This window comes from Streptomyces sp. SDT5-1, assembly GCF_052245995.1.
Classification (GTDB): Bacteria; Actinomycetota; Actinomycetes; order Streptomycetales; family Streptomycetaceae; genus Streptomyces.
On sequence record NZ_CM125963.1, the window covers coordinates 8607226 to 8634178 of the forward strand.

Here is a 26953-nt window from a genome sequence, read left to right on the forward strand (position 1 = left end):
CAGCATGGGGCCCGACAGCGAGGCCGGGGAGACGCTCGCCGAGCGGGCGCGCCTGGTGGTCCTCTCCGCACCCATCAGCCAGCGGGAGTTCGCCGACCGCGTCGGCATGGACCCCACCGCCCTCTCCAAGGCGCTGCGCGGCAACCGCCGCCTGCGCGACGCGGAGATCGCCGCCATCGCCCAGGTCGGCAAGGTGTCCCAGCGCTATCTGCGCACCGGCGTCGGCCGACCGCCCACGCCCCGCGGCGGCGCGAACGGCACGCAGGGCGCCCGCAGGCGCGCCGACGCCGTCGACGCGGAACTGCGCCGCACCCAGATCCTCGAGGCCACGGCCCGGCTCATCGCACGGCGCGGCTTCCACAAGGTGCGCGTCGCCGACATCGCCGAGGCCTGCGGCACCAGCACCGGCACCGTGCACTACCACTTCCCGACGAAGGACGACGCCCTGCGCGCCGCCCTCGTCTTCTACGCCGACCGCTTCCACGCCCGCCTCGACGCCGAGTTCGCGACCGCCGACAGCACCCTGGAGAAGCTGCGCCGCCTCATCGAGGTGCAACTGACCACCACCGACGAGGACATGGACGAGTGGTCGGTGTGGGTGCAGTCCTGGAACGAGGCGATCCTCGACCCGAGCCTGCGCGACGGCCAGCGCGGCGTCTACACCCGCTGGCGCGACATCGTCCTCGACCTGGTGCGCGCCTGCCAGCGCGAGGGCCTGGCCACCGGTGTCGACGCCCAGGCCCTGGCCAGCCGCTTCACGGGCCTCGTCGACGGCCTCGCCATCCAGGTCCTCGCCGGGACCGGCGACATGGACGCGGCACGGATGCGGGAACTGCTCCTCGACGCCTTCGAACCGCACATCACCCTGCGCGAGATCGGCCCACGCGCCTCCAGGTGACCGCGGCGCCACCCGCGTAGATCGCACGTGGGTTCGGGAGTAATCTCCAAGATCTCAGACGGGTCGATCCGGGGGCTTCCGCCGTGCGGGGGCGTCAACGATAGTGAGGCGGCGCGGAATTGATCTTCCGCAATGCAGAATATCCGCCCATGTAGGAGTGCCCCATGGCGCACGCCACCGGAAACATCGCTCGCCGCGCAGGCCGTCTCCTGCGCACGAGCCTCTTCGCCCAAGTGCTGCTCGCCCTCTTCATCGGCGTCCTCGTCGGACGCCTGTGGCCCGAGGCCGGATCGGCCCTGCAACCCCTCGGCGACGGCTTCGTCCGCCTCATCAAGTCCATGATCGCCCCGCTGGTGTTCTGCGTCGTCGTCGCGGGCATCACCAAGGCCGGCGACCTCAAGGCGTTCGGCCGCATCGGCGTGAAGGCCCTCATCTGGTTCGAGGCCGCCACCACCGTCGCCCTGATCGTCGGCCTGCTCGCCGGGAACATCCTCGCGCCCGGCGCCGGCATGAACGTCGACCCCGCCAGCCTCGACAAGAGCGCGGTCGACGAGCGGACCGGCGGCGGACACCTGCCGTCCACCGCCCAGTTCATCCTGGAGTCCCTGCCCGACAGCGCCGTGGGCGCCTTCGCGGAGAACTCCCTGCTCCAGGTCCTCGTCCTCGCCTGCCTCGTGGGCGCCGCGCTGCTCCACCTCGGCCAGCGCAAGGTGCCGCAGATCCTGCCGTTCATCGAGCAGGCCCAGGACGTCGTGTTCACCATCGTCGGCTACATCATGAAGCTCGCCCCGCTCGCGGTCTTCGGAGCCACCGCCCACCTCGTCGGCGAGTACGGTGTGGGTGCCATGTCGACGTACGGCAAGCTCATCGCCGTCTGCTACGGCGTCGCCCTGCTCTTCCTGCTGCTGCTCGCCGTCGCCCTCAAGGTCGTCACCGGGCTCAGCCTCTGGAAGTTCGTCCGCTACACCCGCGAGGAACTGCTGCTCGCCCTCGGCACCGGCTCCAGCGAGACCGTGATGCCGCGCATGATGCAGAAGCTGCGCGCGGCGGGCTGCCGCGACGACGCCGTCGGCCTCGTCCTGCCGACCGGCTACTCGTTCAACCTCGACGGCGCCTCCATCTACCTGTCCATCGGCACCCTCTTCATCGCCCAAGCCGTCGGCGTGGACCTCAGCCTCGGCCAGCAGGTCACCGTCGTCCTCGTCCTCATGCTCACCAGCAAGGGCATGGCGGGCGTGCCGGGTTCGGCGTTCCTCGCGCTGTCCGCGACGGCGTCCGCGCTCGGTGTCATCCCCGCCGCCGCGGTCGCCCTGCTGCTCGGTGTCGACCGCATCATGGACTCGATGCGCGTCGCCACGAACCTCCTCGGCAACTGCGTCGCGGTGTTCGCGGTGTCGCGCTGGGAGGGGGCCCTGGACCGGGTCACCGCGAAGCGTGTCATGAACGGCGAGGAGCCCGGATCCGCACCGGCCACCTCCCAGCAGGATGCTGCTCCCGTGTCCCTCACCAAGGACGACTGAGTCGACGCGAGGCCATCACCACACCAATCAACTGCCGTGTCGAGACCAATACTTGGCAAAACAAGATTCATCCTGCATGGATCTCGGGTGTCAGGGCAGACGGCCGCCCAGTAGCAGATCAAGCGAGCGACCTCGAAAGAGTGGGCCGCGGATCAGGGACGGATGTGGTGATGGCCACCCTTACTGAGTCTTCGGGGAAGTCCTCGGAGCAACGCACAGCGCTACGCAGAGACATGGGTCGCATCAGCCTGCTGTTCGCGGGCGTGGGATCCATCATCGGGTCCGGCTGGCTCTTCGGCGCATTGAACGCCGCCAAGATCGCCGGACCCGCCTCGATATTCTCCTGGGCGATAGCCGCCGTGATGATTCTCCTCATCGGGCTGTGCTTCGCCGAACTGGGCACGATGTTCCCTGTGTCCGGGGGAGTGGTGCGCTTCCCGCACCTCTCCTTCGGCTCCTTCGCCAGCTACACCATGGGCTGGATCACCTGGATCGCCGCCGCGACGGTGGCCCCCATCGAGGTCGAGGGCGCCCTTCAATACGCCACCAAGTGGGCGCACTTCACCGATTTCCACAAAGCCAACGGCGCCTACACGCTGACCTCGCTCGGCTATGCCGTCGCGGTCGTCGCCATGGCATTCTTCGTGGCGCTCAACTACTACGGAATCCGCTGGTTCGCCCGCGTCAACAACGTCCTCGTGTGGTGGAAACTCCTGGCCATCGCCCTGGTCATCGTCGCGTTCTTCGTGACCGCCTTCCACGGGCACAACCTCGGCGCCGCGGAATACGGCGGATTCGCGCCAGGCGGCGCCAAGGGCATCTTCACCGCCATCTCCACGGCCGGCATCACCTTCTCCTTCCTCGGATTCCGGCAGGGTGTGGAACTCGCGGGCGAGACCGACAATCCGCGGCGCAACGTCCCGTTCGCCGTCATCGGTTCGGTCCTGCTCACCGGCCTCATCTACGTACTCCTCGAAGTCGCCTTCCTCGGCGCGGTACCCGAGAGCGACCTCCAGCACTCGCACGGCTGGATCAACCTGGCCTTCGCCAACGACTTCGGCCCGCTCGCCGCCATCTCCAGCGCCATCGGCCTCGGCTGGCTCGCCTACATCCTCTACGTCGACGCCGTGATCTCCCCGGCCGACACCGGCCTCATCTACACCACCGTCACGGCCCGCATCTCCTACGCGATGGCCCGCAACCGCAACGCGCCGCAGGGCCTCGCCAAGACCACCCCGAAGGGCGCGCCCCTCGTCAGCCTCGCCGTGACCTTCGTCCTCGGACTCATCGTCTTCCTGCCCTTCCCGAGCTGGCAGGAGCTCGTCGGGTTCATCACCTCGGCGACGGTGCTGTCCTTCGGCTCGGGACCCCTCGTGCTCGCCGTGATGCGCCGCCAGATCCCCGAACACGAACGCCCCTACCGGATCCCCGGCGGAGACATCATCCCGTTCCTCGGCCTCTACTCCGCGAACCTCATCGTGTACTGGGCGGGCTGGAACACCAACTACAAGCTGTTCGCCACCATCGGCATCGGCTTCGTCCTCCTCGCCGTCCTCCAGGCCCTCGACAAGGGCAACGCCCCGAAGCTCGACTGGAAGGCGGGCGCGAGCTGGGTCATGCCCTGGCTGGTCGGCCTCGTCGTCATCAGCTGGATCGGCGACTACGACGGCGGCCTCGGCTGGATCGGCCTCGGCTGGGGCTTCGTCGCCAACCTCGTCCTCACCGCGGTCGTCTACGTCCTGGCCCTGCGCGTCGGACTGCCGCGCGAACGCGTCCTGGAACACATCGAGGAGGCCCGCGAGGAGTCCCGCCTCGAACAGGAGGAACTCGGCGCCACCCACTGACCCGCCGCACACCGCACACACGCGACGACGGCCCGCCCGGTGACCCGGGCGGGCCGTCACCCGTATGCACCCCGGACTGAAAATCGCCCAGATAGCGATATCAGCGGCAATCCGCAGCGTTACGGAATCATCACATCATCACGGCCATAGGGGTGGATGCAGGGGGCAGGCGACAAGTGAGAAGTCGAGGAAAGGAAGCCACCGATGCTGATCGTGGCTCTTTTGCTCCTGCCGGCCATGGGACTGCTCCTGCTCGGTATGGACCGTATAGAGGACCGCATGGGCCCGCTCGCCCGCCACTCCGGACACCTCAGCGCGCGCCACCTCCGGCTCGTCCCTGGCGACGACCGGAACACCCGGGAACCGGCCGCCACCAGAGACACCGACCGCGAAGCGGCCTGACAGGGCGCGACACACTCAGCCCTCGCGGGCAGGCCGCCACACCGCGACACCGAGCACCGAGTCGGCCATGCCGTAGTACAGGAACCACGCGTCGCGGAAGTGCACCAACCCCTCGGTGAACACCACATGGTTGACCTGGCCGTCCTGCTCGTCCGCCGACGTCGGCACCAGGAACGGCCGCTCCAGTCGAGCCACCGCCTTCGTCGGATCGGCCGGGTCGATCAGGAGCTGCCCGGTCGAGTACTGGCCCTTGGTGTAGCCGCCCTTGCCGTCCGAGCGGGCGTTGTACACGAGCAGGATGTGTCCGTCGTCGGTGCGCAGCGGCGGTGGCCCCGGCTCGATCAGTGAGCCCTCCCACGGGTGCACGGGTCGCGCCACCGGATCCTCGTTGCCGACCGTCTCCCAGTGGACGAGGTCCTTCGACCGCGCCCAGAACACATTGGACTCGCCGAAGTACATCCAGTACGTGCCGTCGACCGGCGTGGCGAGGATGGCACCCGCCTTGTTCCACGGCTTGTCACCATGGATCGGGTCGTGCAGCTCGGGGAAGAGCGGGCCGTGCTTCGTCCAGTGCACGAGATCCTTCGACGTCGCCAGGCACAGCAGCGCGCTCGTCCCGTCGTACCCGGTGTACGTCAGGTAGAAGGTGTCACCGATGTGCACCACCCGTGGATCCTCGCAGCCGCCCGGCAGTTCGTACGGCTCGCTGGGGGACAGGACGGGCTCGGCGCGCCGCCGGAAGGTGATGCCGTCGTCGCTCCAGGCGAGCCCGATGCTGGACGTCTTCCGCACGTTCTGCGCCCGGTACAGCAGCGCGATGCGGCCGCCCACCACGACGGCGCACGGGTTGTAGAGATACGCCGACTCCCAGTCGTGCGCCGGCTCCGGCCGCAGGATCGGATTCGCGTCGCTCTTCGTGAACGGCCCCATGGGGAACGTCGCCGCCCCGCGCGGAAACCGCTCCGAGGACGACGCGGCCTGTTCCGCCGCGGCCGGTCCCGCCGAGGCGAGCGACCCGGCGAACGCCGCGCCGACCGCCGTCGCCGACACCTTCAGCAGATCGCGGCGCCCACGCGCCGTACCCTCACTGCGCTCCATCGCGCATCAGCCCCTCACCGGTGCGAGCCGCAGGGTCAGGATCTGGAACGGCCGCAGCCGCAGCCGCACCCCGTCCTCCGTGCGCTCGCACGCCGGCTCGTCCGCCGCGCGCGGCCGCTCCAGGAGATCCGTGGCCGTCGCCGACGCCAGCTCGAAACCGGGGGACAGGAGCGCCGTCGCGCGGGCCCCCTGCGCCTCGTACAGGCGCACCACGACATCGCCCGAGCGGTCGTCGGCCAGCTTCACCGCCTCGACCACCACCGCCGGATTGTCGACGGAGACCAGCGGAGCCACCTCCGCCGAACCGGGCACCGCCCGCTCCGGAAGGTTCAGGTGGTAACCCTCACGGACCGCGTCCGCGACCTCCGCGCCGATCAGCAGCGCGTACCGCATCCGATGCGTCCCCTGGTCGGTGTCCGGGTCGGGGAACCGCGGCGCACGGGCGAGCGAGAGCCGCACCGTGGTGGTCGTGCCCCCGTCCACCCGCACGTCCCGCGTCACATCGTGCCCGTACGTCGAGTCGTTCACGAGCGCCGCACCCCAGTCACGCTCCCCGACGTGCAGGAACCGGTGCGCGCACACCTCGAACTTCGCCGCGTCCCAGCTCGTGTTGGTGTGCGTGGGACGCTCGACGTGCCCGAACGGCACCTGCGCCGTCGAATGCCCCGCCCGCACGTCCAGCGGGAACGCCACCTTCAGCAGCTTCTCCGTCTCGTGCCAGTCCAGGACCGTCGCCACGTCCAGCCGCCGGGACCCCGGGGCGAGCGCCAGCGTCTGCTCGATCCGCGAGTCGCCGAAGGCCCGCACGACCCGCACCCCGCCGTCCACCGCCGACACCGACTCCGCGTCCGTCAGATCCGTGACCGTGTTCCGGTAGAACGCGTCGAGGTCCCACGCATCCCACTGGTTCGGGAAGTCCTGGTGCAGCTGGAGCAGATTCGCCACGGCGCCCGGCGGCAGCGCCTCCCGCTCGCCCTCGATGTCGTACGCCGACGTGACCAGGCCACGCCCGTCGATCACGATCCGCACCAGGCCGTTGTCCAGCACGAACCCGCCGTCCACCGGCCGCGGCTCCACCGACGCCACATCGTCGTCCCGCCGCACCACCGCGCCGAGCCCGGCGGCGCCCGACCGCGCGTGCGGCGCCGCGTTGAACACCACCCGCGAACCGTCCTGCGGGTCGGGGCCCGCGAGCGCCGACTGCGCCGCGCCGATCAACTCGCCCAGTTCAGCGGCCACCTGACGGTACGTCTCCTCCGCCTCCCGGTGCACCCACGCGATCGACGTCCCCGGCAGAATGTCGTGGAACTGGTGCAGCAGCACCGTCTTCCACAACCGGTCCAACGCCTCGTACGGGTACTCCGCACCCGTCCGCAGCGCCGCCGTCGCCGCCCACAGCTCGGCCTCCCGCAGCAGGTGCTCACTGCGCCTGTTGCCCTGCTTCGTCGCGATCTGGCTGGTCAGCGTGCCCCGGTGGAACTCCAGATACAGCTCACCCACCCACACCGGAGCGTCCGGATACTCCTCCAGGGCCTTCGCGAAGAAGTCGCCCGGCCTCTCGATCTCGACCCGCGCCGACCCCTCCAGATCCGCGAGCCGCGCCGCCCGCGCCAGCATCTCCCTGGTGGGTCCGCCACCACCGTCCCCGTACCCGAACGGCGCCAGCGAACGGTTCGCCGCCCCCTTGTCCTGGAAGTTCCGCACACTGTGCGCGACCTCGGCGCCCGACAGATCACTGTTGTACGTGTCGACCGGTGGGAAGTGACTGAAGATCCGCGTACCGTCGATGCCCTCCCACCAGAACGTGTGGTGCGGGAACTTGTTCGTCGTGTTCCACGAGATCTTCTGCGTCAGGAACCAGCGCACCCCCGCCAGCTTCATCAGCTGCGGCATCGCCGCGTTGTACCCGAACGTGTCCGGCAGCCACATGTCCTCCGTCTCGACACCGAACTCGTCGAGATAGAACCGCTTGCCGTGGATGAACTGCCGGGCCAGCGCCTCACCCCCGGTGATGTTCGTGTCCGGCTCCACCCACAGGCTGCCCGTCGGCACGAACTGCCCCGTCTTCGCCTTCTCCTGCGCCCGCTCGTACACCTCCGGACGGTGCTCCTTCAGCCAGGCCAACTGCTGCGCCTGGGACATCACGAACCGGAACTCCGGGTGCTCGTCCATCAGTTGGGTGACATTCGAGACCGTACGGGCCACCTTCCGCACGGTCTCCCGCAGCGGCCACAGCCACGCCGTGTCGATGTGCGCGTGACCGATCGCCGAGATACGGTGCTCGCCGTCCGCCGCCGACGAGGCGAGCGCCGGGGCGAGCACCTCGCGCGCGGCGGCCGCCGTGCCACTGATGTCCTGGAGGTCCACCGCGTCGAGCGCCGACGACAGCGCCCGCAGGAGCTGCCAGCGGCGCGGCGACTGCTCGGGCAGCTCCCGCATCAGCTGGTCGAGCACCTCCATGTCGTGCACAAGCTCGTACACGTCGGTGTCGAATACGGCCAGGTCCACGCGGCGCAGCCGGTAGATGGGCTCGCCGTTCGTGGCACCCTCCTCGTCGAGCCACGGGGCGCGCCCGCCGAGCGGTGTGATCGCGAAGCTGCGGTCCTCGGGCCCCGAGTGCATCACGAGCGGATTCGCCGCCGCCTCGACGTAGCACGTGAACTCCTCGCCGCCGACGGCCCGTTCGGCCACCGGCAGCCAGATGTTGCGCGGGTTGAGCGCCTTCACGGCCGTGCCGTCGGGCCGGTACGCGAGGCCCTCGGCGGAGAACCCGGGCTCGTTCGTCGAGAACCCGAGGTCGACGACGGCCTCCACGCGGCGCCCCGCCCACTCCTCGGGGACCCGGCCGGTGACCTTGAACCAGTTCGTCGTCCACGCGGGACCCCAGGGTGTGCCCACCTCGATGGGCCGGTAGTCGGCGGCGAGCCCCTCGGCCACCGGCACGGGCTCGCCCGGCACCGGCCAGATCCCGATCTCCATGGGCACGGAGGTGGCGTGGACGGCGGGCCGGATGCGTTCGTCGAGGACGCGCCGGAGACGGTGCTGGACGATGTCGCGGTCGGAGTGCACAGAACACCTTTCGAAGAACCTGAACGGTCGTACAACGAGCGGGCGGGGCTCAGCCCTTGAGGGCCCCGCCCAGGGCGAACCCGCCGCCGAGCTTGCGGGTCAGCAGCAGATACAGCATCACCACGGGCAGCGTGTACACGAGGGAGAACGCGGCCAGCTGCCCGTACTGCGTCTGGTCGTGGGCGCTGAGGAACGTGAACACGCTCACCGACGCCGGCAGCTTCTCCGGTGACAGCAGCAGCACGAACGGCACGAAGAAGTTGCCCCACATGCTGATGAACGTGAACACGGTGACGACGGTGACACCCGGCCACATCAACGGCAGCACCACACGGCCGAGCGACTGCATGGCGTTCGCGCCGTCGATCCGCGCCGCCTCCTCCAGGACGATCGGCACACCGTCCATGAAGTTCTTCATCAGCCAGATCCCGATCGGCAGCGCCGACGCCGCCAGGAACAGCGTCGTCGCGACCATCGAGTCGATCAGCTCGACCTGCACGAACATGCTGTACACGGGGATCATCACGGCCGTGATGGGCAGACCGGTCGTGAACAGCACCGTGTAGAGGAACGGGCGGCGCAGCCGGGACCGGTAGCGCGAGAGCGGATACGCCGCGAGGATCGACGCCACCACGCACAACAGCGTCGCGCCGCCGCACAGCAGCAGACCGTTGAGCAGTGGCCGGTACGTCGTCTCCGCGTTCATGATCGCGTGGAAGTTGTCGAGGGTCGGCGGCGCCGGCAGGCTCAGCTCGAAGCTCGCCGTACTGCTCAGCGACGCGAACACCATCCACACCAGCGGCAGCACGAACAGCACGCTGACCACCAGCAGGACGCCGTTCACGGCGACGCGCCCGGGCCGGATCCTGCGACGCCCCGTACCGGTCGTGGCCGTGGGCCGGGCGCCGCCGTCGGCGCGGCCGGTGTCGGCCGCGGGCAGCAGATCGGTGGTGGCCATCAGTCCTCCTCCACCTTGAGCAGCTTCAGATACACGACGGAGAACAGCGCGCCCACGACGAGCAGCACCAGCGCGATCGCCGTGCCGTAGCCGATCATGCTGTTCTGGAACGCCTGCTGGTACATGAACACCGGCAGCGTCTGGCTCTTGTTGCCCGGACCACCGCGTGTCATCGCGTAGATGAGGCCGAACACGGACAGCGTCTGGAGCGTGATCAGCATCAGATTGGTCATGATGGAGCGGCGGATCACCGGCAGCGTCACATGCCACAGCTTGTGCCACACACCGGCGCCGTCCATGTCGGCGGCCTCCACCAGCTCGCGCGGCACCTCGTTGAGCGCGGCCGAGTACACCATCATCGAGAACGCGGTGCCGCGCCACACATTGGCGAGACACACCGCGAGGATCGGCAGCGTGTAGAGCCAGTTCTGGGCCGGCAGACCCAGCAGGCCGAGCACGTCGTTGAGGGCGCCCTGCTTGTAGAAGAACGCGTACATCAGATACCCGGCGACGACCTCCGGCAGCACCCACGCGGCGATCACCACACCGTTGGTGAGCGCCCGCAGCGGCCTGGTCGCCTTCTCGGCCAGCACGGCGAGGCCCAGGCCCAGCGTGTTCTGCCCGACGACGGCGGAGCCGACCACGAACACGAGCGTCAGCCACAGCGCGTTGAGGAAGTTCGGGTCGTCGAGCGCCCGCGTGAAGTTGTCCAGGCCGACGAAGTGCGTCTCGGCCGCGCCGGTCAGCTGGGCGTCGGTGAACGCGTCGTAGACGCAGTACAGGATCGGCCCGGCCAGGAACACGGCCAGCAGGATCAGCGAGGGCAGCAGCGGCATGCCGCGCAGCAGCGAACGGCCCGCGTCGGAGCGGCCGGCCGCGCGCCCGGCGGGGGCGGTGGCGAGGGCCGATTTCATCGGGTGCCCTTGGCGGTCGCGTCGGGCCCGACGGCGGTGGCGACGTCCTGGTCGTACGTCTTGGCGGCGTCGGCGACCGAGTGCTGTCCGGTGGTCACGGACTCCATGGCCTTCGTGATGGCGTTGGAGACCTGCGGGTACTTCGGCAGCGCGGGCCGGAAGTGGGTGTACTTCACGAGGTCGGTGAAGAACTTGTTGGTCGGCGTCGCGTTCAGGTACGTGGGGTCGGAGGCCACGTCGGTGCGCACGGCGGTCGTGGACTCGATGACGTTCCACTTCACCGAGTTCTCCCTGTTCTTGATCGCCTCGACGAACTGCCAGGCCAGATCCGGGTTCTTCGCCTTCGACGGGATGGACCAGGCCCAGCCGCCCGACATGCTGACCTTGCCCGGCGCCTGGCCGTGCTGCGTCGGCATCGCCGCGGACTTCATCGACTTCGACCACTCGGGCCACGGACTCGGGCCGGTCTTCAGCCAGTTGTTGGCCATCCACGAACCGTCGATGTTGATGGCGAGCTTGCCCTTCGGCAGCAGCTTCGTGCCCACCTCGGTGCCCGCGTTCGGCCCGAGCGCCGTCGACTTGTCGAGGCCCAGATCCTCGTCGTACACGGTGTGCACGAACTTCAGGGCGTCCTTGAAGCCCTGCGAGCCGACGATCCACTTCTTCTTCTTGGCGTCGTACAGGGAGTCGCCCGCGCCCTGCGTCCCGTACAGGAGCATCTCGAAGCCCTGCATGGTGGACTGCTCGCCGCCGGCCTGACCGGTGTAGAGGTTCATCGGGACGACACCCGGCAGCTTCTTCTTCAGCGTGCGCGCGGTGTCGAGCAGGTCCTGCCAGCTCTTCGGCTGCCAGGGCGTCTTGATGCCCGCCTTCTTCAAAAGATCCTGGTTGTACCAGATGCCGCGGGTGTCGGTGTCGTCCGGGACGCCGTACGTCTTGCCGTCGCTCGGAGACGACACCGCCGACTTGGCCGGCTTGGCGAACTTGTCCCAGTCGGCCCACTTGGCCACGTAGTCGTCGAGCGGCTTGAGGTAGCCGCTGGCGATGTCGGAGTTGATGAGCGCGGTGTCCTCGTAGACGAGATCGGGCGCCGTCGAGGGGGAGCGCATCATCAGCTGGATCTTGGTGTAGTAGTCGTTCTCCGACGCCGTGACCGGGACGATCTGCACCTTCTTGCCCGGGTGGGCCTTCTCGAAGGACTTCTTCATCGAGGCCAGGAACTTCTGCTGTTTGTGGTCGTTCTGATCCAGGTGCTGCCAGTACACGACCTTGATCGAGTCGCCACCGGCGCCCGATCCGGAACCGCCGCAACCCGCGGCGGACAACGTTGTCGCGACAGTGATCGCGAGGGCGGCGAGAAGTTTCTTGCGCAAGGGAGTCCTCCAGGGGTGGCGGCTCGGCGCCCTGTCCCGGGCGCACAACTGCAGGCGGTACCAGAGGTGTTGCGGAGCACCGGACGGCTGGGGAAGCGGACGTCGCCGACGGTGCGCGAGTGGTGCGCGTCGTGCGTGATGCGTTGGCGATTACCTAAATCCAATGGATGGACTAAGTCAACGGCTGCTGCATAATCTCGACGCCGACCGTCCCCGGCGCCCGGCACGAGCCGGCCGCTCCACCGCGACGGACCCGCCCGAAGGAGGCAACGCATGGCGCGCAGCGGCACCAACCTGCCCAGGGTCGGCGGCTACAACCAGGCCGTCGTCCTGGACGCCATCCGCACCAAAGGGCCGGTCAGCCGCGTCGAGTTGGGGCCACTGACCGGGCTCACCAACCAGACCGTCTCCAACGTCGTGCGCCGCCTCCTCGACGAGGGACTGATCGCCGAATCGGGCCATGCCCCGTCCAGCGGCGGCAAACGCCGCACCCTGCTCACCGCGCGCGCCGACGGCGCCTACGCCCTCGGCGTGCACCTCGACCCGGACGCCGCCGTCATCGTCCTCGTCGACCTCGCGGGGTCCGTCCTCCTCACCCGCCGCTTCGCCCTGCCCCGGTCGAGCGACCCCGCCGCGGTCGTCGAGCGGGTGGCGCGCGCGGCGCTACGGCTCCCGGAGCGCGCCGCGATCGACCGCGGCCGCCTCCTCGGGCTCGGCATCGCCGCACCCGGACCCATCGACGCGGAGGCGGGCGCGGTCGTCGACCCGCCCAACTTCGACGGCTGGGGCCGCGTCCCCCTCGTCGACCTGTTCGCCCGCGCCTGCGCGATGCCGGTCGCCATGGACAACGACGCCACCGCCGCGGCCATCGGCGAACGCTGGATCGGCGGCGAGGACCGCGCCGACGGCTTCCTGTACCTCTACATGGGCGCGGGAATCGGCGCCGGCATCATGCTCAACAACCATGTCCTGCGCGGCGATTCGGGCAACGCGGGCGAGATCGGCCACGCCCAGGCCGAACCGGGACGCCGCCGCTGCGACTGCGGCAGCGACGGCTGCCTCGGCCCGAACTGCAACCCCACGGCCCTCGTCGAGGACCTCCGCACCCGCCACGGCGAGGCGGCCGCCCGCCGCATCGGCCTCACCGGAAGCGCCGACACGGTCCGCGCCGACTGGAAACTCCTGCGCCGCGCGGCGCGCGCCGAAGACCCGGCGGCCCTCGACGTGGTGCGCCTCGCGGGCCGCCGCATGGGCCAGGCGGTCCGCGGCGCGGTCGCCCTCCTCGACGTCAGCCGCGTCGTCCTCGGGGGCGAGGCCCTGGTCGGCATCGAACCGATCCTCGGCGCGGAGATCGACGCCGCCATCAACACGACGACCGTGGTCCGCGCCCTGGGCGGCGTCACCGTCGAACCCAGCCTGATCGGCGAGACCGCGGGCGCGGTGGGCGCGGCCTCCCTCGTCCTGCACGGCCGCTACGCGCCGGGCTGGCGGATGCTGACGGAGATGCCCGGCTGAGCCGCCCGACGTCCCGTCAGCCGGTGGCGGCCACGGTCGGCGCCGGATGCGGATCGCGGAACGTGAACGCCTCGGGCCCCGAGCCGTGTGCACGGATGTGCGCCACCCGCTCCATGGCCTCGGCGATGCTCGGCCGATGCCCCGCCGGCACCCACCACAGGGCCTGATGCGCCTCGGCCATGCGCTGGAACCACTCCCTGCGCCGACTCAGGACTCGCAGGTGGTCGCTGTGGTACGTGAAGTTCTTCAGCGCCTCGACGGACTCCCACACCGAGCAGTTGATGAGCAGCATGTCGTCGCTGTCGTCGGGCCGGAAGCCCGTCGCGTCCTCGCCCTCGTCGTCGACCATGCGCCACACGAATCCGGGGCTGCCGTCGGCGAGCGCGTTGATCTCGGGCAACTGGGCGACGAAGTCGGCGAGTTCGGGTCCGGTGAGCGGGGCGACGAGGCGGCCGATGTTGACCTGCGCCAGGTGAAAGCCAGTCATGGGCCCAGCATGGCCGAGCCCGCTTCTATAGTCAACGTGTATTTGTTTTAGAAACTCGCCGCCTGCGCTCAGCTCTCCTCCCGCCGCGACAGCGACACGCAGCACCCACCGGGACACGGATCCATCGCCGGCGCCCACGCGTCCGACGCGACCCCTTCGAGAAGCGCGAGATTCATCCCGCAGATCAACGCCGGAAACTCCTCCGCGAGCGCATGGAACGGACAGTTGCGCAGCCGCAACGTCCCCTCGTCCCAATACGGTTGATACCCCCGTGCGGCCAGCACCTCGACCAGATCATCGGCACCGGCGTCCGCCCCCGCCGACCCCGCGGCCCGCGCCGCGTCCTGCAACTCGCGGTCGAGCCCCGCGTTCTCCACGAGCGAGGCGAGCAGCCCCGCCGCCGTGTCGTACGACCGCGGCGGCAGCGACACCGAGTGCTCCTCCTCGGCCCGCCGATACACCTTCGCGGGCCGCCCGGCGCCGGGCCCCGTACGTCCCGACAGTCGCCGCGACGACGCGGTCAGCAGCCCCGCCTCGACCAGCTTGTCCAGATGGAACGCGGCGAGCGACCGTGACACCCCGACCGCCTCGGCGGCGGCGTCACGTCCTACGTCGTCGGGTTGGGCTGCGACGTAGCGGTACAGGTGGCGGCGCACGGGCTCGCTGAGCGCGCCGAGCGCGGCGAAGGCGGAATCGTCATGGGTCACACGGCGAGTCTATGACCAATGGAGGTACGCGATAGAGCGTCGGCAGGGGGGCTCAGCACACGGGCAGCCCCGGCACGGGCTGATCGTTCTCCCCGCCCTTGAGATAGACATCGCTGACGAACACCCCGGCGTTGCCGCTGTCGTCGTCCGTCTTCGCCCACCACACGTTGGTCCACGACTGGTACGTCTCGCGCTGCGGCAGCTTGGCCTGGCAGTAGAAGTAGTTGACGCCGGGCTTCAGCGTGCCGACGGGGTTGTGGTCGGCGTCGTACGAGGTGGCGGAGTGCCACACCTGACAGTTGGCCTTGCCGCCGCCGATGGACGTGCAGGCGGGGGAGGGGGCGCCGCTACTGGCGGAGGCGGAGGGCGAGTCGGATTCGGAGGGCGAGGGGGAGTCGGAGGGCTTGTCGTCGCCGGCGGCGCTGCGGTCGTCGGAGACGTGCCCGGCTTCGGACCGCTTTCCGTCGCCGCCGCCGTTGTCGTGCCGGCTCGTCACGACATACGTGGCGATGCCGCCGGCGAGCAGCGCCACGGCCAGGACGGCGGCGAGCGCCCCGCGCCGACGCGAGCGGTTCCGCTGCTGGTCGGTGACGGTGAGGTCCTCCGGCACGGCCCCCGGGCCAGGCGTGTGCTGCGGTGTCGCGGCCTGACGCAGCCGCATCGTGTCGGGCGACGGAGGTGGCAACGGCGCGCCCGCGGCCGTGGCCCGCAGCAACTGCGCCGCGCGCACCGCGTCGGCCCGCAGCGCCGGATCCTTGTCGAGCAGCTCCGCCAGGGCGGGCGCGAGCGCACCGGCCCGGGTCGGCTCGGGCAGCGGTTCGGTGACGATGGCGGTGATGGTCGACCACGTCGACGGCCGCCGGAACGGCGGGGCGCCCTCCACGGCCGCGTACAACGAGGCCCCCAACGCCCACACATCTGCGGCGGGACCCACCTCGCCGCCCCGCGCCTGCTCCGGGGCGAGATAGTCCAAGGACCCGACGAGCTCGCCACTGCGCGTGATCCGCGTCGCCGCACCGTCACCCGGCTCCTGGAGCGCGGCGATCCCGAAGTCGGTCAGCACGACCCGGCCTCCGCGCTCCAGCAGAATGTTGCTGGGCTTCACGTCCCGGTGCCACACCCCGGCCCGGTGCGCGGCGGCGAGCGCGTCGAGCACCTGCGCCCCGATCCGCGCGGCCTCCAACGGATCGAGGGGCCCCTGCCGCTGCAACACCCCCTGGAGCGACTCGCCGTCGACGCACTCCATGACGATGACGGGCCGGCCGTCGTGCTCGGTGACGTCGTGCACGGCGACCACCCCGTGATGCCGCACCCGCGCGGCGGCCCGCGCCTCGCGCCCCATCCGCAGCCGCTGCTCCTCGGGATCGGGCCCGTCGACACCGTCGAACGTCCGCAGCTCCTTGACGGCGACCTCACGCCCCAGCCGCTCGTCGAGGGCGCGCCACACGGTGCCCATGCCACCGCTGCCGAGCCGCCCGACGACGCGGTACCGCCCGGCGATCAGACGACCGGCACCCGTACCGTCGCCGGAACCACCCGTGGCGTTGGTCTGCTCGTCCCCCATGGCCTGCGCTCCGCTCCACCCGTCAGCTGTTCCTGCCCGAGACCCCGAATGGACCCGGAGTGGACTCCGAGATCTCTGGCAGCCTCATGACCACCGTAGACACCTGGGGCCTCGCTGGGTACACCGGATCCGCCACCGCCCCTCCCGGCCCGCCCTCGCGACTCCAACTCTTGTTGAAAGAACGCGATGTGACGGCCCATCGCTTCGGCTTTACTCGATGCCATGAATACACGGGGTACGACAGAGCGCGTCGGTGGCATGTTGTCGGGGCGATCGGTGATGGTGACGGGCGCGTCGAGCGGTATCGGCGCGGCGGCGGGGCGGCTGTTCGCGGCGGAGGGCGCGGCGGTGGTGCTGATGGCACGCCGGGAGAAGGAACTCGCGGCTCTGGTGGACGAGATCGAGGCGTCGGGCGGCCGGGCGGCGTACAGCGTCGGTGACGTCGCGCGCGCGGAGGACGTGGAGCGGGCGGTGACGCTGGCGGTGGAGCGGTTCGGGGGCCTGTACGGGGCGTTCAACAATGCCGGGTACGCGGGTTCGGCGTTCGGCCGTCTCCACGAACTGCCGCCGGAGGACTTCGACCGGGCGATGGACGTGAACGTGCGCGGCACGTGGAACTGTCTGCGCGCTCAGGCGCCGGTGATGCTGGAGGCGGGCGGCGGGTCGATCGTGAACACGGCGAGCTCGGCGGGGCTGATCGCGACGGGCGCGCCCGCGGCGTACGTGGCGGCGAAGCACGCGGTGCTGGGCCTGACGAAGGCGGCGGCCGCGGAGTACGGGCCGCAGGGCATCCGGGTCAACTCGCTGGTGGTGGGCACGACGCGGACGGAGATGATCAACGCGGCGGTGGAGGCGGAACCGGCGTTGGAGGAGGCGTTCGTGGCGCGGCAGATCCAGCGGAGGATGGCGGAACCCGGGGAGGTGGCGGAGGCGGCGCTGTGGCTGCTGAGCGATCGCGCGTCGTTCGCGACGGGTAGTCATGTGGCGGTGGACGGCGGGATTCTGGCGATCTGAGGAACGGGTGGGGGCGGGGCGCGGGGCGTGACCCGGGGAACGTAGCCGATTTGTGGTTTCGAAGGCGCGCCCGCGGGTCGGCGTCTTCGAATCCATGGCTGATGCGGTCGCCTGCCGTGATCGTCATGGGTGTCGCGGGTTCTCGTGGCGTGCTGTGTGGACCCAGGCGGTGTGCCACTGGTTGAGGTTGTGCTGGTGGATGAGGCGGCCGGTGACCTTGTGGGCGGCGAGGCCGGTGAGGGGAACGGCGAGAAAGGTGAGGAGTGCCCAGCCGAGGGTGTGGTTGCGTACCTGTTCGGTGGTCAGCGGAGGCGGGGCGAGCTTCCCGTGCGGGTCGGTCCAGACCCGTACGGTGCGCCCGGCGGGAAGACCCGGCTGGACGTCGGCCCTTCCGGTGCGGATGTTCCCGTCGGCATCGGCGTACCGGACGGGAACGGTGTACCGGGCCTCCTTCGCCTCGTCCGAACCGGGTTCGGGGTGGCGGGGAGCGTCGTGCGTGAGGGTGGCGCTCTGTTCGGTGCGGGTGAGCGCCTGCTGCTGGGCGAGGGCGCGGTAGTGGTCGCGGGCGGCCTGGGCGGCGGCATGCGTGGCGGCGGGGGTGAGGACGAGGACGGCCAGCGCGAGGACGAGCGTGATCCACGCCTGGAGCCGGTCGCTGGGGCGGCGCAGCGGGTTGGGCCGCCACTGCCACAGGAACCGGTGGGGGTGTGGTCGGCGGTGCGGGGGCGGACAGTCGGCGGGTGGTGGTTGGGCCGGGGGGATCTTGCCGGTCAACGCGGGTCTCCTTCCCTACGTGGGCGTGAGCGGGCGAGTTGTCCGATGGCGCCGCGGAGGGCCGCGGTGTGCGGTGCGGGCAGGGTGTGGAGCGGGATGTGGAGGCCGTGGGCGAGGTGGTGGGTGATGTCGGGGTCGAGGGCGCCGCCTCCGGCGAGCAGCGGACCGTGGGCGAGGGCCTGTGCGGTGTGTCCGGTCGGGTCGTTGTCGTGGATGGAGGCGGCCATGCCGGTGAGGGCGTCGGCGAGGTGTTTCGCGGAGAGGGTGCGGTGCTGGATGTCGTGCGTGCCCAGCGGTGTGCTGCGGGCGTCGTGGATGGTGTCGTGGGCGAGGAGGACGATCTCGCTGAGGTGGGCCCCGATGTCGATGACGAGGCGGGGCTGGGTGGGATCGGACTGGGCGGCGTGGGAGATGGCGCGGGCGGCGGGGATGGTCGTGACGAGCGAGGGCCGGAGCGCCTCGACGGCAGCGCGGGCCTGCGCGCGGTAGGCGAGTTGGTCGTGGACGGGCGTGGTGATGACGATGTGCGGCCGGGCGGTGCGGGGCAGCCGGTGGGCCAGGAGCCGCCGGAGCATGTGCGCGGTGCCGGGCGCGTCGACGATGCTGCCGCGCCGGATGGGATGGCTGGTGGTGGCGTCGGTGAACGTCACGGTGGGCACGTCGAGGATCAGCCCGTGCTCGGCGGTCCACGCGCGGGTGCGGGTGCTGCCGAGGTCGAGAGCGATGCCGGGGTGCCGGCGGCGCAGCACCGGCCACGGCGGCCGGGCGGATGCGGTGGGACGGGTCGGCGGGTTCATCGGGCGAGCTGAGGCGTCGAGGGTGTCGAGTGGCAGCCGGTGCAGTAGCGGGCCTGCGGCACGATCGTCAGGCGGTCGGGGTGGATGGGCAGCTCGCAGCGGTGGCAACGGCCGTAGCTGCCGGTGGCGAGCCGTTCCAGGGCGGCTTCGACATCGGCGAGAACCATGCGGGCGCAGGCGGCGAGGGTGTGCTGGATCTCTTCCTGGGCGGCCGTGGCGCCGCCGCTGCCGGTGGTGCTCGTGGTGGCGGTGGCGGCGGCGATCTGGCGCAGCTGGTCCCTACGGAAACGCTGCTGTTCCTGGAGGCTGTCGCGCAGGGCCGCGAGGTCTTGCGGTGTCAGGTGTGCGGCGTGGTCGGCGTGGTCGGCGGTGGCGCTCTGGTGATTCACCGTGTCTCCCCTTGAGGCAGGGCAGGGCAGGGCAGGGGTGGGGCTGCGGGATTTGAGGTGGGGTTCAGGCGGTGGTGTGGCAGGTGACGCAGTGAGGGGTGTACGGGAGGATCTCGAGGCGCTCTTCGGGGATCGGGTGGTGGCAGCCCTGGCAGATCCCGTACGTGCCGTTCTCGAGGCGGGTGTGCGCGGCGTCGATCTGCTTGAGCGTGTACTCGAGGGCGGTCTGCTGCGCCGATGACAGATGTGGGTCGTGGTGGTTGTGCTGGGTCAGGGCGCGCAGTTGGGTGTCGGTGGTGTGGCGCGCGTGCTCCAGGCGCTGCCGGGCTTCCTGGGCGGTGGGGTGCACGGGGCGGGGCGAGGCGGGGCTGTTGGGGGTCATGGGTGAGGGGTCCCTCTCGGTTCGCGCGGGCTTTTCGGCCCGATCGGTTCGTAGTGGCGGTGTTGTTCGGGCTTCAGCCTCGTCGGTGGGGCGCTGCGGGAGCCATCGGGCGCGGGCCCCATTTGCGTAGGGCGCGGGCCCCACCGGATGACGGTGTGGGTGCTGTCGGCGCTTGGCCGGCGGCGCGTCGGTGGGTGTGCGGGGCCGGTGTTCGCGGCGCCGGGAGCGTCGGGTGGGCACGGAGGCGCAGGGGCGTGTGGATGGTGGCTGCGGGGCGATGTGGGTACTGGGCCCCATGGCCGGGGCGGCCGGGGGTGGGGGAGACTGGTCGGATGGCCTGCTGACCGGCATGTTTGTGCTGGTGGGGCGGGGCGGGGGTGCAACGCGAACGGTGTGGTGCGGGAAGGGGTGTGTGGTGGTGTCGCTGTTCTGGCGCGTCTTCGGGTTGAACGCGGTGGTGCTGGGGGCGGCCACGGGTTTGCTGCTGTGGGCCCCGGTGACGGTGTCGGTGCCGATCCTGGTGACCGAGGCCGTGGTGCTCGTGGTCGGGATGGGCGTGATGCTCGTGGTCAACGGGGCGCTGCTGCGCTGGGGCCTGGCGCCCCTGGGCCGACTGACCGCGCTGATGGGACAGGTGGACCTGCTGCGGCCCGGCGGACGGCTGCCGGTGTCGGGCGGGGTGGAGGTCGCGGAGCTGATCCGCACGTTCAACGCCATGCTGGAACGCTTGGAGGGCGAACGGGCGGCGAGCAGCGGGCGCGTACTGGTGGCACAGGAGGCGGAGCGGCGACGGATCGCACAGGAACTCCACGACGAGGTCGGCCAGAGCATGACGGCCGTACTGCTGGTGCTGGGCCGCGCAGCGGACGAGGCGAGCGGACCGCTGCGGGAGGAACTGGTGCAGGCTCAGGAGATCACGCGGGGCAGCCTGGACGAGGTACGCCGCCTGGTGCGCAGGCTGCGCCCCGGAGTCCTGGACGACCTCGGCCTGGTGAGCGCGTTGTCGTCCCTGACGAGCGACTTCGCGGCGCACACAGGGCTGCGGGTGGTGCGCAACTTCGGCGCCGGTCTGCCGGCGCTGGGCGCGGAGGTGGAGCTGGTGCTGTACCGGGTGGCGCAGGAGAGCCTGACGAACGCGGCGCGGCATGCGGATGCCACGCGCGTGGAGGTGGCGTTGGAGACGGAGGGCGATGCGGTACGGCTGACCGTCACCGACGACGGCCGAGGTGTGGGGGCGGCTCAGGAGGGGGCGGGACTGCGGGGGATGCGGGAACGGGCGTTGCTGATCGGCGGGGTGCTGGATGTGGGGCCGGGGGAGGGGGAGGCCGGTGGTACGTGTGTCCGGTTGACGGCGCCGGTGTCTGCGCCGGTTCCGATTCCGGCAGCTGCGTCGCCTGCGGCGGTGGATTCGGGTTCGGGGAGGCGGTGATGGAGGTGTCCGAGTCGCCGGTTTCCGGTCCGGGGCGTACGTCGGGGTCGGATTCGCCGATCCGGATCCTGTTAGCTGATGATCACGCGTTGGTGCGCCGTGGCGTGCGGCTGATCCTGGACGGGGAGCGGGATCTGCAGGTGGTGGCGGAGGCGGGCGACGGCGCCGAGGCCATCGAGATGGCGCGCTCGCACGAGGTGGATCTGGCGGTGCTGGATGTGTCGATGCCGCGGCTGACGGGGTTGCAGGCGGCGCGGGAGCTGGCGGCGCTGCGCCCAGGGCTGCGCATTCTGATGCTGACGATGCACGACAACGAGCAGTACCTGTTCCAGGCGCTGCGGGCGGGGGCGTGCGGATACGTGCTGAAGTCGGTGGCCGACCGTGACCTGGTCGCGGCGTGCCGTGCGGCGGTGCGGGATGAGCCGTTCCTGTACCCGGGCGCGGTGACGGCACTGATCCGCAACTATCTGGACCGGGCGGGTCAGGGTGATGCGGGGGATGTGCTGACGCCGCGCGAGGAGGAGGTCCTGAAGCTGGTGGCGGAGGGGTACTCGTCGAAGGAGATCGCCGAGTTGCTGTTCATCAGCATCAAGACGGTGCACCGCCACCGGGCGAACCTCCTGCAGAAGCTCGGCCTGCACGACCGCCTGGAACTGACCCGCTACGCGATCCGGGCCGGCCTGATCGAACCCTGACCCGGATATGGGTATTGGGCCCCATCGACGGGGTGTGTCCGGGTGGGAAAGGCTGGCGGGGTTCACAGGGTCGTGGGAGGGGCGGGTGTATGCGCGTCACCGTCTCTGCCCCTGCTCCTGCCCCTGTCCCTGCGGATGTCGCTGGGCGCGGCCGGAGTGCGGGTGTTCTGGTGGTGGTGCTGGGGGTGTTGCTGGCACTGCTTCCTGTCGCTTTCACGCCTGGTGCGTCGGCCGGTACGGCTGTGGCGGCCGTGGTCGGTGGTGGCGTGGAGGCATCCGCGTCGACGTCCGTATCTGTGTCTGTAGCGGAGCCCGTATCGGAGCCCGTATCGGAGTCCGTATCGGTGTTCGCGTCCGCCCCCGATGGGCCGGTGGAGTTCGCCGCGTACGCGGGCGATGGTTGCGCGACCGGTTCGGTGCATCTGCGGGTGCGGCACGACAACCTGTCGGAGCGGCCGGCGGCGTGGTACTGGCACGCGACAGCCGCGATCTCACACGGCCCGGCCCCGCCCGCCTTGGGGCGGGCCCCTCTGCCTCCGTGCCCGGGTGCGGGGGCACCGGGCCGCGAGCGCCATGACGGGAATCGGGCTCCTCCGGTGTCCTCCGGTATCTGACACCGACCATGACCACTGTCTGCTTGCGCGGCGGCCGCGTTCGGCCGCTGCCGAGGCATGCCCTGCCGGAGGCCCGTGTTGTCCCCTTCCCGCCCTCGTTCCCACCCTGATGCCGACCACTTTGGTGCCGACCGCCCTCGCACCGGCTCATCTCCCCGTCTCGGCTCCTCACCTCCTCGTACGAGCGCGAACTCACGTGCTCGCACGGGCTCCCGCCGTGCCGGGGGAGGACGTCGACGCGCGGGTTCGCGTGCCCGCACGGTGCGCGCGCTGGTCGCGCTCGCCGTGCTGGCCGCGTCCGTCGCCATCGCGCTGACGGTGCCGGTGCGCCTGGGGCTGGACCTGCGCGGCGGCACGCAGATCGTGCTGGAGACGCAGTCGACCGCCACGACCCGGGCGGACCGGGAGGCGACCGACCGCACCCTGGAGGTGCTGCGCGGCCGCATCGATGCCCTCGGGGTCGCGGAACCGAGCATCGTCCGTTCCGGGGACAGGCGCATCGTGGTCGAACTGCCGGGTGTCCAGGACCCGAAGAAGGCCGCCGACGTCCTGGGCCGCACCGCGCAGCTGACGATCCACCCGGTACTCGGCGCGGTCGTCCCCGAGACCAACAAGACCGACAGGGACGAGGGAAGGGACAAGGACGCGACCGCTGGCGAGGGCGGTCGGACGTTGGCCGATGAGTCGGGTCGCAAGCTGCGTCTGGCGGCTCCTGTCCTGACCGGTGAGGAGGTCAAGGGTGCGCAGGCCGGCTTCGATCAGCAAGGCGGTGCGGGCTGGCATGTCGGCGTGGACTTCAAGGACGCCGGTGGGGATCGCTGGAGGCAGGTGACGGGCCGGGCGGCGTGTCATGCTCCCGGGGACGCCCAGCGGCGGGTCGCGATCGTCCTCGACAACAAGATCATCTCGTCTCCGCAGGTGGACCCCTCCGTGGCCTGTGACACGGGGATCACGGGCGGGTCGACGCAGATCACCGGTTCGTTCGACGACGCGCAGGCGCGTGAGCTGGCGCTGCTGATCGAGGGCGGAGCCCTGCCGGTCCCGGTGGAGACCGTCGAACAGCGCACGGTGGGCGCCACGTTGGGGCAGGCGGCGATCGAGGCGGGCGCCTGGGCGGCGGTGGTGGGCACCGCGCTGACGGCACTGTTCGTCGTGGTGGTGTACCGGTTGATGGGCGCGCTGACGGCCATCGCCCTGCTGTGCTACGGCTTGATCTCCTACGCGGCGCTGGCCGCGCTCGGCGCCACGCTGACGCTGCCCGGTCTGGCGGGCTTCGTGCTGGCGATCGGAATGGCGGTGGACGCCAACGTGCTGGTGGCCGAGCGCGCCCGCGAGGAACGCGCCGCCCGGCCGGGTGCCGGCGTCCGGCCTGCGCTGCGGGCGGGCTTCCGCGGCGCGCTGAGCGCGATCGTCGACTCCAACGTCACGACGCTGATCGCCGCCGCTTTGCTGTTCTTCCTTGCGTCGGGCCCGGTGAAGGGTTTCGGCGTCACGCTCGGAATCGGGGTGCTGGCCTCGATGGTCAGCGCGCTGGTCATCACCCGGTCGCTGGCCGAGTTCGCCCTGGACCGCCCGGCGGTACGCCGCCGTCCCCGGGTCACCGGCATCGCCGGCACCGGCCCGGTGCGGGACGCGCTGGTGCGCCGCAGCCCGTTCCTGATGCGCCACCCGCGCCGCTGGCTGGCGGCGGGCCTGCTGGCGGTGGTGCTGGCGGGATCCGGGGTGGTGCTGCGCGGGGTGCATGTCGGCGTCGAATTCACGGGCGGCCGCCTGCTGGAGTACACCACGACGACTGCCGTGGACCCGGAGCGTGCGCGCACGGCGCTGGCCCGGGAGGGCTTCTCCCGCGCGGTCGTGCAGTCCTCCGGCGACGGCGATGTCACCGTCCGCACCCCGCACCTCACCGACGCGCAGAGCGATCGTGTCACCGACACGGTGGGGCGCCTGGGTGGCGGGGCGGACAAGGTCCGCGACGAGCGGATCGGCCCGAGCCTGGGCGCCGAGCTGCGCCAGGGCGCCCTGATCGCCCTGGCCGTCGCGCTGTCGACCCAGCTGCTCTACCTCGCGGCGCGCTTCCGCTGGCGCTACGCAACGGCCGCCGTCACCGCGCTCGTCCACGATGTGGTGATTCTGGTCGGCGTGTTCGCGTGGCTGGGCAAACCGGTCGACGGCGTGTTCCTGGCCGCGCTGCTGACCGTGATCGGCTACTCGGTCAACGACTCGGTGGTCCTGGGCGACCGCATCCGTGAACTGCTGCGCCGCAGCCCCGCGGCGGCGCCGGCCCGGCTGACCAACGATGCGATTCTGCAGACGCTGCCACGCACGGTGAACACGGGCATGGGCGCCCTGCTCATCCTCGCCACGCTGGCCGTCCTGGCCGACGGCTCCCTGGCGGACTTCGCGGTGGCGCTGTTGATCGGTGTGGGGGTGGGCACGTACTCGTCGGTGTTCGTGGCGTCGCCACTGGCGATCGCGTTGCAGGAGCGCGCCGACGGGCCGGGCTCTGCGCCGCGGGGGCGGAAGGGTCCGTCCGGGGACGCCGGTTCCACCGGGGACGCCGGTTCTTCCGGTGAGGCCGGTTCTTCCGGTGAGGCCGGTTCTGCTGGTTCCACCGGTTCTGCCGTCCCGTCCGGGGGAGGCCAGGCGTCTCGGCCCGATCCCCGGTAGCCGCGGCTGGGCCCTCGGTAGTGGTGGCTCGGCCTTGTCGTGTGCTGCTCGGGCCCGCCGCTTTCGGCGGGTGGCGGCGGGCGCGCCCGCTGAAGTGGCGGGCAGGGGGCGGACGCCCCCGGCCCCCGGTCGGGGGGGGCTGGGGAGTATCAGTGTGGGCCGGGGGCACGTCGTGCTGTGCGGCGGCGTGCCGCTTCCACTTGCCGGGGTTTACGGGCCCGGGGATGGCGTGTGGTGAGGAGTGGCGGGTGGAGTGGTGGGGTCCTCGGTGTTCGGGTTGTCCGGGGTGAGGAGGGGTGTGAGGTGGTGGGTGAGTTCGGTGAGGGAGGTGACGTAGGCGTCTGCTCCGGGGAGTTGTGCGGCCGTGTGGGTGGTGGTGAGGGCGATGACGGTGCAGCCGGCGGCTTTGCCCGCGGCGATCCCCGCGGGGGCGTCCTCGATGACGACGCAGTGGTCGGCCGCGACCCCCAGTCGCCGTGCGGCCAGTTGGTAGGGGTGGGGGTGAGGCTTGGCGTGGGGGACGTCGTCGCCGTAGATCTGCACGTCGGGGAGGGGGAGGCGGCCTCGTCGGAAGCGCTCGTGGACCGGTGGCCGGCTGCCTGATGTCACGATCGCCCATGTCCCGGGGCGCAGGGCGCGGAGAAGGGAACCGGCGCCTTCCATGGGCACAAAGGCATGTCCCTCCCGACGCATGAGGTCGTTGAGGACCTCCCGCTCCGCCGCCGGGTCGAGTTGAGGGGCGACGTCGCGGACCGTGTCCTGCGGGCGCCGGCCGAATGTTTGCTGCCACACGAACTCCGCGTCCAGGTCCCGCAGATCGGCCCAGGCGTTCCAGATGCGGCGGTGGGCGGAAGCCGAATCGAGCAGGACACCGTCGACGTCGAACAGCGCAGCAGCGAATGTCATGGCGGCCACGGTCTCAGGGCGGACGGCCGCGGCGCCAGAGAGGCACAGCGGGAAACCGGGGGTGGAGTGCGGCCGGCGCGGCATCGGGTGCTCGTGCGTCGTTCCCCGTGGGGCCGGCCTGGGCTTGGCGGCGGGGTCAGGTGGTGAGGGGTGTGTAGCGTTCGGTGTGCCATCCGATGGCGTCCAGCACGGCGCGCAGGACGAGGGAGTCGCCGCGGCCCGGGAAGACGCGGACGAGGTCTTCGAGTTCCATCGTGCCCAGTCCGGTTGCGTATGCGTCGAGTGCGGAACGTCTGGCCTCGGCCACGTGGGCGGGGGCGCCCAGTCGGCACGGGGTGGGTTCGTCGCGGCCGGTGATGCGTCCAGATCCCACGCGTTCGCCGGGGAGGACTTCGGCCAGGAGGGCGTGGCCTTGTGTGATGTCGGCCGGGAGAAGGTACGAACCGAGGGCCGGGACGCGGCACGAGATCGCTGCGCTGGTGACCGCCTGGTGAATGAGGATGTGATCGGGGTGGCCGGTCAGTCCATCAGGTCCCACCGTGAGCACGACATCCGGAAGGGTCTCGTGGATCCGGGCGCTGACGGCCTGGGTCAGGTCTGCGAGGGGTGCGCTGGTCAGGGAGCCGGGGGTGGGCCGGCCTGCGGTGTCGGTCCATCGTCCTTCGGCGAGCCAGTCCCATGCGCTGACGCCGAGCGTGGTGCAGGCGGCATCCAGCCGGGCGGCGCGGCGCCGGCGTGCCTCGGCGCTGGACGTGGCGCCGTGTTCGGCGGCTTCCCCGCCGGAGGCCGTGCACAGGACGACACGGCTTCCTTGCCGGCTGAGCGTGGCGATGGCCGCGCCGTGGGCGAAGACCTCGTCGTCGGGGTGTGCGGTGACGACGAGGACTGTTGAGCCCCTGCCCAGCTGACGGAACATCACAGCACCCCTTCTCTCTCC

At 70.9% G+C, this 26953-nt stretch carries 23 protein-coding genes; 9 read left to right on the plus strand and 14 right to left on the minus strand.

From position 1 onward, the window contains the following. Positions 1-4 precede the first annotated feature (4 nt). The 4 genes from ACTWJ8_RS39640 (at position 5) to ACTWJ8_RS39655 (ending at position 4664) form a co-directional block, all read left to right on the plus strand. The gene (locus ACTWJ8_RS39640; protein ID WP_356385290.1) at positions 5-898 is read left to right on the plus strand and encodes a TetR/AcrR family transcriptional regulator; all 894 of its coding nucleotides are present in this window, start codon (positions 5-7) and stop codon (positions 896-898) included. Positions 899-1062: 164 nt separating this feature from the next. Further along, positions 1063-2418, plus strand: coding sequence for a cation:dicarboxylate symporter family transporter (locus ACTWJ8_RS39645; protein ID WP_356385293.1), 1356 nt, complete (start codon positions 1063-1065; stop codon positions 2416-2418). Between the two features lie 233 nt (positions 2419-2651). Further along, on the plus strand, positions 2652-4262 hold the full coding sequence (locus tag ACTWJ8_RS39650; protein ID WP_356385295.1) for an APC family permease: 1611 nt from the start codon (positions 2652-2654) through the stop codon (positions 4260-4262). Between the two features lie 204 nt (positions 4263-4466). Next, positions 4467-4664 carry a hypothetical protein gene (locus ACTWJ8_RS39655; RefSeq protein WP_356385298.1) on the plus strand — a complete coding sequence of 66 codons (198 nt, stop codon included), beginning with the start codon at positions 4467-4469 and terminating at the stop codon, positions 4662-4664. Between the two features lie 15 nt (positions 4665-4679). Here the strand turns inward: ACTWJ8_RS39655 and ACTWJ8_RS39660 are convergent, their stop codons facing one another. The 5 genes from ACTWJ8_RS39660 to ACTWJ8_RS39680 are packed head-to-tail and all read right to left on the minus strand — an operon-like array spanning position 4680 to position 12076. Continuing rightward, positions 4680-5762, minus strand: a complete 1083-nt coding sequence (locus ACTWJ8_RS39660; RefSeq protein ID WP_443262237.1) for a glycoside hydrolase family 130 protein — start codon at positions 5760-5762, stop codon at positions 4680-4682. Between the two features lie 6 nt (positions 5763-5768). Then, complete coding sequence (locus tag ACTWJ8_RS39665) at positions 5769-8831, minus strand: alpha-mannosidase (RefSeq protein ID WP_443262238.1); 3063 nt, start codon at positions 8829-8831, stop codon at positions 5769-5771. A 49-nt stretch (positions 8832-8880) separates the two neighbouring features. Beyond that, positions 8881-9789 carry a carbohydrate ABC transporter permease gene (locus ACTWJ8_RS39670; RefSeq protein ID WP_443262239.1) on the minus strand — a complete coding sequence of 303 codons (909 nt, stop codon included), beginning with the start codon at positions 9787-9789 and terminating at the stop codon, positions 8881-8883. Beyond that, positions 9789-10703, minus strand: a complete 915-nt coding sequence (locus tag ACTWJ8_RS39675) for a carbohydrate ABC transporter permease (protein ID WP_356385310.1) — start codon at positions 10701-10703, stop codon at positions 9789-9791. Before ACTWJ8_RS39675 ends, ACTWJ8_RS39670 begins: the two co-directional genes overlap by 1 nt. Further along, positions 10700-12076 (minus strand): extracellular solute-binding protein, encoded by a 1377-nt coding sequence (locus ACTWJ8_RS39680; RefSeq protein ID WP_443262240.1) that lies wholly within the window; start codon positions 12074-12076, stop codon positions 10700-10702. The genes ACTWJ8_RS39675 and ACTWJ8_RS39680 overlap by 4 nt, the downstream gene beginning before the upstream one ends. Positions 12077-12349: 273 nt before the next feature. Here ACTWJ8_RS39680 and ACTWJ8_RS39685 point away from each other — a divergent pair, with 273 nt between their 5' ends. Beyond that, positions 12350-13591 carry an ROK family transcriptional regulator gene (locus tag ACTWJ8_RS39685; protein ID WP_443262241.1) on the plus strand — a complete coding sequence of 414 codons (1242 nt, stop codon included), beginning with the start codon at positions 12350-12352 and terminating at the stop codon, positions 13589-13591. 16 nt (positions 13592-13607) lie between these two features. Here ACTWJ8_RS39685 and ACTWJ8_RS39690 read toward each other — a convergent pair whose 3' ends face one another. The 3 genes from ACTWJ8_RS39690 to ACTWJ8_RS39700 form a co-directional block, all read right to left on the minus strand. Further along, positions 13608-14078 carry a DUF3291 domain-containing protein gene (locus tag ACTWJ8_RS39690; RefSeq protein ID WP_443262242.1) on the minus strand — a complete coding sequence of 157 codons (471 nt, stop codon included), beginning with the start codon at positions 14076-14078 and terminating at the stop codon, positions 13608-13610. 68 nt (positions 14079-14146) lie between these two features. Further along, complete coding sequence (locus ACTWJ8_RS39695; protein ID WP_443262243.1) at positions 14147-14785, minus strand: helix-turn-helix transcriptional regulator; 639 nt, start codon at positions 14783-14785, stop codon at positions 14147-14149. A gap of 52 nt (positions 14786-14837) precedes the next feature. Then, positions 14838-16349 carry a serine/threonine-protein kinase gene (locus tag ACTWJ8_RS39700; RefSeq protein WP_443262244.1) on the minus strand — a complete coding sequence of 504 codons (1512 nt, stop codon included), beginning with the start codon at positions 16347-16349 and terminating at the stop codon, positions 14838-14840. Positions 16350-16607: 258 nt separating this feature from the next. On the opposite strand from ACTWJ8_RS39700, the gene ACTWJ8_RS39705 reads away from it, so the two are divergent. Then, positions 16608-17363: an SDR family NAD(P)-dependent oxidoreductase gene (locus ACTWJ8_RS39705; protein WP_443262245.1), complete on the plus strand. Its 756-nt coding sequence runs from the start codon at positions 16608-16610 to the stop codon at positions 17361-17363. Positions 17364-17486: 123 nt separating this feature from the next. Here ACTWJ8_RS39705 and ACTWJ8_RS39710 read toward each other — a convergent pair whose 3' ends face one another. The 4 genes from ACTWJ8_RS39710 to ACTWJ8_RS39725 all read right to left on the minus strand — a co-directional run bounded on the left by ACTWJ8_RS39710 (position 17487) and on the right by ACTWJ8_RS39725 (position 19705). Then, a complete protein-coding gene (locus tag ACTWJ8_RS39710) occupies positions 17487-18137 on the minus strand; it encodes an Rv1733c family protein (RefSeq protein WP_443262246.1) in 651 nt (216 codons plus the stop codon). After that, positions 18134-18934, minus strand: coding sequence for a rod shape-determining protein (locus ACTWJ8_RS39715; protein WP_443262247.1), 801 nt, complete (start codon positions 18932-18934; stop codon positions 18134-18136). Before ACTWJ8_RS39715 ends, ACTWJ8_RS39710 begins: the two co-directional genes overlap by 4 nt. Then, positions 18931-19323, minus strand: coding sequence for a TraR/DksA family transcriptional regulator (locus tag ACTWJ8_RS39720; protein ID WP_443262249.1), 393 nt, complete (start codon positions 19321-19323; stop codon positions 18931-18933). Before ACTWJ8_RS39720 ends, ACTWJ8_RS39715 begins: the two co-directional genes overlap by 4 nt. Before the next feature lie 64 nt (positions 19324-19387). Further along, the gene (locus tag ACTWJ8_RS39725; protein WP_356385339.1) at positions 19388-19705 is read right to left on the minus strand and encodes a TraR/DksA family transcriptional regulator; all 318 of its coding nucleotides are present in this window, start codon (positions 19703-19705) and stop codon (positions 19388-19390) included. Between the two features lie 418 nt (positions 19706-20123). Between ACTWJ8_RS39725 and ACTWJ8_RS39730 the strand changes: the two genes are divergently transcribed. The 3 genes from ACTWJ8_RS39730 to secD all read left to right on the plus strand — a co-directional run bounded on the left by ACTWJ8_RS39730 (position 20124) and on the right by secD (position 25110). Next, positions 20124-21134 (plus strand): HAMP domain-containing sensor histidine kinase, encoded by a 1011-nt coding sequence (locus ACTWJ8_RS39730; RefSeq protein WP_356385391.1) that lies wholly within the window; start codon positions 20124-20126, stop codon positions 21132-21134. Then, positions 21134-21829, plus strand: coding sequence for a response regulator transcription factor (locus tag ACTWJ8_RS39735; protein ID WP_356385342.1), 696 nt, complete (start codon positions 21134-21136; stop codon positions 21827-21829). Before ACTWJ8_RS39730 ends, ACTWJ8_RS39735 begins: the two co-directional genes overlap by 1 nt. Positions 21830-22704: 875 nt before the next feature. Continuing rightward, the gene (gene secD / locus ACTWJ8_RS39740; RefSeq protein WP_443262250.1) at positions 22705-25110 is read left to right on the plus strand and encodes a protein translocase subunit SecD; all 2406 of its coding nucleotides are present in this window, start codon (positions 22705-22707) and stop codon (positions 25108-25110) included. Between the two features lie 210 nt (positions 25111-25320). Here secD and ACTWJ8_RS39745 read toward each other — a convergent pair whose 3' ends face one another. Then, entirely contained in the window at positions 25321-26016 is a 696-nt protein-coding gene (locus ACTWJ8_RS39745) for an HAD family hydrolase (protein WP_443262251.1), read from the minus strand. A gap of 136 nt (positions 26017-26152) precedes the next feature. Beyond that, a complete protein-coding gene (locus ACTWJ8_RS39750) occupies positions 26153-26932 on the minus strand; it encodes a PIG-L deacetylase family protein (RefSeq protein ID WP_443262252.1) in 780 nt (259 codons plus the stop codon). Positions 26933-26953 lie beyond the last annotated feature (21 nt).